Origin of the sequence: Myroides odoratimimus (genome assembly GCF_030326305.1) — a bacterium.
GTDB classification, from domain to species: Bacteria; Bacteroidota; Bacteroidia; order Flavobacteriales; family Flavobacteriaceae; genus Flavobacterium; species Flavobacterium odoratimimum_A.
In genome coordinates this window covers 8118-14276 of record NZ_JACAKB010000046.1, presented here as the reverse complement: position 1 = coordinate 14276, position 6159 = coordinate 8118, and the positions used below count along the sequence as shown (strand labels likewise).

General features: G+C 30.6%; 5 protein-coding genes. 2 read left to right on the top strand and 3 right to left on the bottom strand.

Annotation, left to right across the window (positions count from 1 at the left end; all coding sequences use genetic code 11):
• Positions 1–268: 268 nt before the first annotated feature.
• Positions 269–1258 carry an ornithine cyclodeaminase family protein gene (locus HX049_RS17485; RefSeq protein WP_286417576.1) on the bottom strand — a complete coding sequence of 330 codons (990 nt, stop codon included), beginning with the start codon at positions 1256–1258 and terminating at the stop codon, positions 269–271.
• Positions 1259–1555: 297 nt separating this feature from the next.
• Positions 1556–2200 (bottom strand): response regulator, encoded by a 645-nt coding sequence (locus tag HX049_RS17480; RefSeq protein ID WP_041892930.1) that lies wholly within the window; start codon positions 2198–2200, stop codon positions 1556–1558.
• Between the two features lie 152 nt (positions 2201–2352).
• On the opposite strand from HX049_RS17480, the gene HX049_RS17475 reads away from it, so the two are divergent.
• Positions 2353–2577, top strand: a complete 225-nt coding sequence (locus tag HX049_RS17475; RefSeq protein ID WP_286417573.1) for a hypothetical protein — start codon at positions 2353–2355, stop codon at positions 2575–2577.
• A gap of 129 nt (positions 2578–2706) precedes the next feature.
• Here HX049_RS17475 and HX049_RS17470 read toward each other — a convergent pair whose 3' ends face one another.
• Positions 2707–4620, bottom strand: coding sequence for an ATP-binding protein (locus HX049_RS17470; protein WP_286417571.1), 1914 nt, complete (start codon positions 4618–4620; stop codon positions 2707–2709).
• Positions 4621–5632: 1012 nt separating this feature from the next.
• On the opposite strand from HX049_RS17470, the gene HX049_RS17465 reads away from it, so the two are divergent.
• Positions 5633–6112, top strand: coding sequence for a GNAT family N-acetyltransferase (locus tag HX049_RS17465; protein ID WP_286417569.1), 480 nt, complete (start codon positions 5633–5635; stop codon positions 6110–6112).
• The last annotated feature ends 47 nt before the right edge of the window (positions 6113–6159 follow it).

The window sequence follows — 6159 nt, the reverse complement described above, 5'->3', positions numbered from 1 at the left end:
CTGTTGTTCGTTTTTAAAGGCATTACGTGAGAAATAATTCTTTAATATACTGAATATCAGCCTTTTTTACAAATAATCCTTTCCTTTATTTCTCTTAAAATCAACTATTTAATAATTTTGTCGTGTACTAAGAATTAATTTACTAATTTCACTCCAGCTTATTTAGGGGCTAATATAAATGCAATATGCGTAAGAATTCCATTGATAATAAGTTTTATCGGACACTAATGATTATAATTAGAGAATTTAAATTCTAAAAACTCTTTTCTTACATTTTTATAGAAGTACCTAAGTTTTCTCTACAAGCCTTGTCATAGGCATATTTAGCAGTAATTAGGTCTTGGATTGCGATACCAACATTTTTAAAGACTGTTATCTCAGAGTCACTTGTTCTTCCTTGAATTCTACCTAAGATTAGATCTCCGATTTCTCCTTTATAATTCTCCTCTGGTAACAATGCCTTTTCTAGTGGGACAAGGATATCAGCAGTTGAAGAAAAGCAAGAATCTTTGTGATCTACAAATAGAGAACTATTTATAAAGATATCTTCAGGTAACTCGTGCATAGTCGGGCTATAAGACCCAGCCGCGTTGATATGTACTCCTTTTTTGAGCTGAGAAGTTTTAAATAAAGGCGTTGCAGAAGGGGTAACTGTACAAATAATATCTACATTAGCAAGAACCTCTAAATCATCTGCAGCTATAATCTCTATATCAGATTTGTCTTTGTAGTATTCGATGAATGTTTGAACGGACTTACTTGTCTTAGAACTACCGAATAGATATGCTTTTTTAATAGGCCTTTCTGCACATACAGCTTCAAATTGCGTATAAGCTTGTGCTCCAGCTCCAAATAGAGCCATTACAGAGGAGTCTTTTCTAGCTAAATAACGAGTTGCTACCCCAGAAGCACCTCCTGTTCTTAAGGCAGTAAGATGAGAACCATCCACTATTGCTTGAGTAAGGTTGTTTTCTGAGTCAATTAATATAACTAGTCCTTGTATAGCAGGATGACCATTGACACCGCCTTGTTTGCGTATGCTTAAAAGTTTAACACCTGCTGTATTGATATTGGAAATTAACGATGGTTTAAAAAAGATATCTAGATCGTCATTGCCTAGACCTGTTATTACTCGCTCAGGCATTTCAGCTGTATTATTAGATAGTTCAACATAAGCATCCATAACCGTTTCTATTGCTTCTTCTATAGAAACCAATTGTCTTATGTCTTCTGAGTTTAATACTTTTATGGTATTCATACTTTATGTTTTTTGTTTAAAAAAATAGGTTATAAAGATTTCTCTTTTAGTAAAAGTTCTTTATAAATGAGTTTTATTGTTTTATAGAAAATAGAATGCTTTCTATGTATGATTGAAGTTTCAATATATAAAAACAAGAAAGGATAACCAAATTTTTTTATTTGACAGTTTTCTTTAGAGTTAATTAAATGAGAACTACCTGAATTTTACAGAAGGCTATATGTTAACCTAAAAGCAAGGAACCACTTTATAGTGATTCCTGTTTTATTCAAAGTATTGGTGTTGATAATTAGACGGTTATATAAAACCTTGCTTTTTAGCCTCTCTCAGTAGACCACTATTTTCTGTTACATTAAATACCTCTTTTAATAGCCCGATATTACGTTGTACAGAACTTAGACTCTTATGAATTAAAGTTGGTATTTCTTGAACTTTATACCCCTTGTCTAACAGCATTAAGATTTGGATATTGTCTTCTTGAAGTAAGACTGCACGTTGATTCATTGATATTAGAGCTTGTTGTGCTTTGCTAGACCTATAGATATTTCCTTTTATTGTGTTTTCTATTGCTAGGATTAGTTCATCTGTATTTACATCTGATTTTATCAGTAAGGCGTGAGGTCTTACTTTCTTATGGATATTATATACGATAGTAATTTCTTCATGTGCAGTAATCACTAATATTTTTACCCCGTCGTATTTATCGGCTAAGAATTTAGCTAAGTCTATTCCATTCTCAATATCATTATAGGGTTTACCTATATTGTAATCTAGTAGTAAAAAATCTACTTTTTCTACAGTATCTACCAGTGTTATGGCATCTTCTATATTAGTAGCTTCATAGAAGACAGGAGCCTCATATTTGCTTTGGATAATAGCTTTATAGCCATTGATAATCATTGGATGATCATCTATGATAAGAAAATTGTAAGATAGCTTCATTTATAAAAATTAACATTTTTGAAGTTTTTCAAGTCATTAGATTAAAAAACTCATTTGTATTTTTGAAAGGATGTGAAAAAGTAGTGTAGTATGGTACACTGCTTGTCATATAAAGTAAAAGTATAGAAGAAGAATAACAAAAGAAAATTAATATGAACAAAAAAATTATTTATGCTTGTGCTGCTATCTTGAGTTTAACAGTTTACTCATGTAGTGTTGATCCTTTAGAGAAAGAAAGCAAACCTCTAAATGCTTCAGAATCATTTAAAGGAGGGGAGTTCAGTACAGTAAGAGATTCTATCCAGACAAGATCATTCGGACAAGAAATGGAAAGTGCGGATAATATTGAAAAAGGAGTAGATAAAGGAAAAAAATAGTATATACATCTGAATTAGTTAGTCTAAAAGATTAAAGATGTCATAGATTTATTCCATCTGTATATACAATGTCATCGAATTTATTTCGATTTTTTTTTAAGAGAGGTTATTACATAGATAACCTCTTTTTTAATGAGGTATATTGATGATAATTACAGTTCCTTGAGGGGTCGAATTGACCTCTAGTGAGGCATGAAGCTGTTTAGCTCTATTACTAATATTTTTGAGTCCATTACTATTCTTAACTTTAGAGTAGTTAAATCCTATTCCGTCATCTGTGATGGTTATTCTATCACTAGTCTCTGTTTTAAAGATAGAGATAATACAGTTTTTAGCTTTGGAGTGTTTGATTACATTCTGTATTGCCTCTTGTAGTATTCTATAGATATTTATTTTATCATCATAGCTAATCTTATCCCATTTATAGTTTTTGGATATGATAAGTTGAAACTTTTGAGATTCGGTGCTGTTTTGGATGACTAGTTGGGAGATAATCTCTGAGAACCCTTGTTGAATAAACTCGTGATTTTTCAGGTCATGAGAGATTAGCCTGATTTGATTTTGTACCTTTTCTATTTCATTAAGTATGGGTATATTGTCTTTAGAATTTCCCAAACTTAAACGAATGATAAATAGAGAGTTAATGATTCCATCATGTAGCTCCTGACTAATTCTCTCTCGTTCTTTCGTTAAGACATCTTGAGATAATTGTTCTTGATCTAATAGTAGCTTGAATATTAATTCTTTATTTTCTTGATCTTGTTTTAAGAAGGTATATTTTTTTATTTTATTTCTATATAGAATAATGAATAGGAGAATAATAGCTATTAGTACAATGATGATAGAAGTAATCAGTAGTTGAGAATTCTCCTTTTTTAGGTTAACTATGTTCTTTTCTAATTTTTCGCTTTCATATTTAATTCTTGCAAATTTATTTCTTTTACTGATCTGTAGTTTATTGATACTATCATTAAAAGCATAATATAGACTAATGTATTTAATTGATTCCTTTTTGTCTGTTAAGCTAAGTGCTTTTAAGCTTTTTAAGATAGTATTGTTTGCATGTGTTTCACTAGAAAGAGCATAGGTCTGTTTGTAGTATTCTATTGCTTCAAGGGTATCTTTCTTTTTTAAGGCTAATTCAGCAAGTCTAAAATTATTAGCTGTTAAACTTTGTTTATAGGACAATTTTTTACTAAGCTTTAAAGATTCTATTAAAAGGTTCTCAGCTTTAAGAATATTGTTTAAACTAATATTAAGAGTTCCTAAATTAGTTAAAACAATTGCATATAGTTCATGATCTGTTTCTAGATCAATAAGTATGTTATAACTGTATTGTAAATAGGTTTCTGCATTAAGATATGCTTGTTGTGTATGGTATAAAGTCCCGATGTTATTGTAACAAAATGCTTTAGCTAATAGGAAGTCTTCTTGTTTTATAAGGTCTTTTTTATAAAGATTTTCTAGAATATGAATAGCTTCTGAATAGTAGAGAAGTGCTTCGTTAGGCTGTTGATTTAGATCTAAGATATTACCTAGGTTTAAGTTTATTTCATATAAAAGCCTACTATTAGGTTTTTTATCTAAAGTTTCCAGAGCTTCTAGTGCTTTATTTTCTGCTTCAATATATAACCCTTCTCTAAATAAGACTATAGATTTATATTGTTGCATTCTTGCCATGTTCTCATCTGAGCGAATAGTTTGGTATATCTGTTCTGCTTGGTCAAAGTATATGTATGCACTATCTAATTGCATTTTATAATCGTAGTAATCTCCGATATACCATAATGATTTAGCTACTACTAGGGAGTCATTGTTCTTAGTCGCTATTTGATTGATTTCCTTAGAATATCTAAAGTATTGATCATATAGCTCTAGATTATATGCTTTAGAAGCGATATCGATTAATTGTGGGCTCCTAGGGTCTGTTTCTTTCGTTATTGCGAATAAGGAGTCTAGTGTATATTGGTTTTCGAGTACTGACTTCTCATTAGATTCGATATTATCTAATATTTTTTGGTTGCTAAGGTGATTTGTTTTCACTGTTGTTTTTTGACAACCAAACATGCCTATAATTAGCAAGCTACATAGGATGTATACTACATAGCGTCTTACAGATATTCGCTTACAATATTGAGTAAGAATGTCAAGTAATACTAATAGGAAAGAGGCAGAATACATGGTTAGAATTTTAAAAAGATTTAGGTTTGACTAGTATAATGAAGGCAACTCTAGTTGTAGTAAAAGTAGAATAAAAATATGTACATCACAACTATGAAGTAGGGGATAGAAGGTATTAGATGGGGGATTGACTAAAACTTGTTTAACTACTGAAACTGTATAGTGAAAATGGAGTAAAGGAATTGAGTTAAGATGTTGGATTCTAGTTCTTAATACGTTTTTATTGAGTGTAAAAGGTTTCTGTAATTAGTATTTTATTAACATTTTTAAAGTTTTAAACTTATACTTTCTTAAAGTATGGCTGACGATAGAAGGTATAAGCGAGAACACCACTATATTTGTACCTGTAAATGTTAAGCAAATACACAAAGTTAGAAAAGCGTTATGAGAATTACTATATAACATGAAGAATGATACAATGTTTAGTAGTTTATTTTATTAACTATCTGCCCAATTGTTGTTTCCAGATAAATGGGGTGGAAAAGAATAAGTAGCTAACTATATTGTATACTATAAAGTCACTAAAAGGCGAGGATGGTAATTGTGGGGACAAATATTGAAATAGATTGTATGGTATACTATTTTAATATAACTATCTGAGTTTACTACCTAATATAGGGAGTGACTTTATTTTTCTTCAGCGATGAAAAGTATACTTTGTATCTTTTTAATTATGATAGCCTCTAGGGCTATATTCATTACTTATTTACTACAGAAGACATCTGATTACACTTCGTAATTAATAGTATATTTGTCTCTGGTCTAAGGTTCCTCTTAAACAGAAAACTACAGTTGTAATATTTAGAATCAACTATACACAAAGTGTTTGGTTGAGGGGGATCTTGGTTTAATATAGAGAACAAAATATCACAATATGTATTTAGAAGAAGTATATCCTCAATATAAGGTTGAGCGAATTGAAAATAATCTATTATTGCCTTATCCTTTGTTATTATTAGCTGATGAGACTGTCCAAGCGATTGATAAGTATGTTTTTGATAGTGATGTATATGTTGTTAGAGAAGGAGGTAGTGATTTAGCAGTATTCTGTCTGTATTCTATAGATAAGGATATCATAGAATTAAAGAATATAGCTGTGTCTGCTGAGCTTCAGGGCAAGGGAATAGGGAGTCTATTGATAAAAGAGGTTATCCGACTTGCAAGAGTAGCAGGCTATCGTCAGATCATAGTAGGTACAGCAGATTGTGGAGTAGATCAAATACGATTTTATGAACGCAATGGCTTTGTGGAGTATGATGTAAAGAAAGACTTCTTTATAGAGAATTATGATGAACCAATTATAGAAAACGGTATTCAGCTTCGCGATATGGTTATGCTAAAAATGAGTATATAAATAAAAAGCCCTTGTTAGAAATAACAAGGGCTTTTTTTAGTGATCCA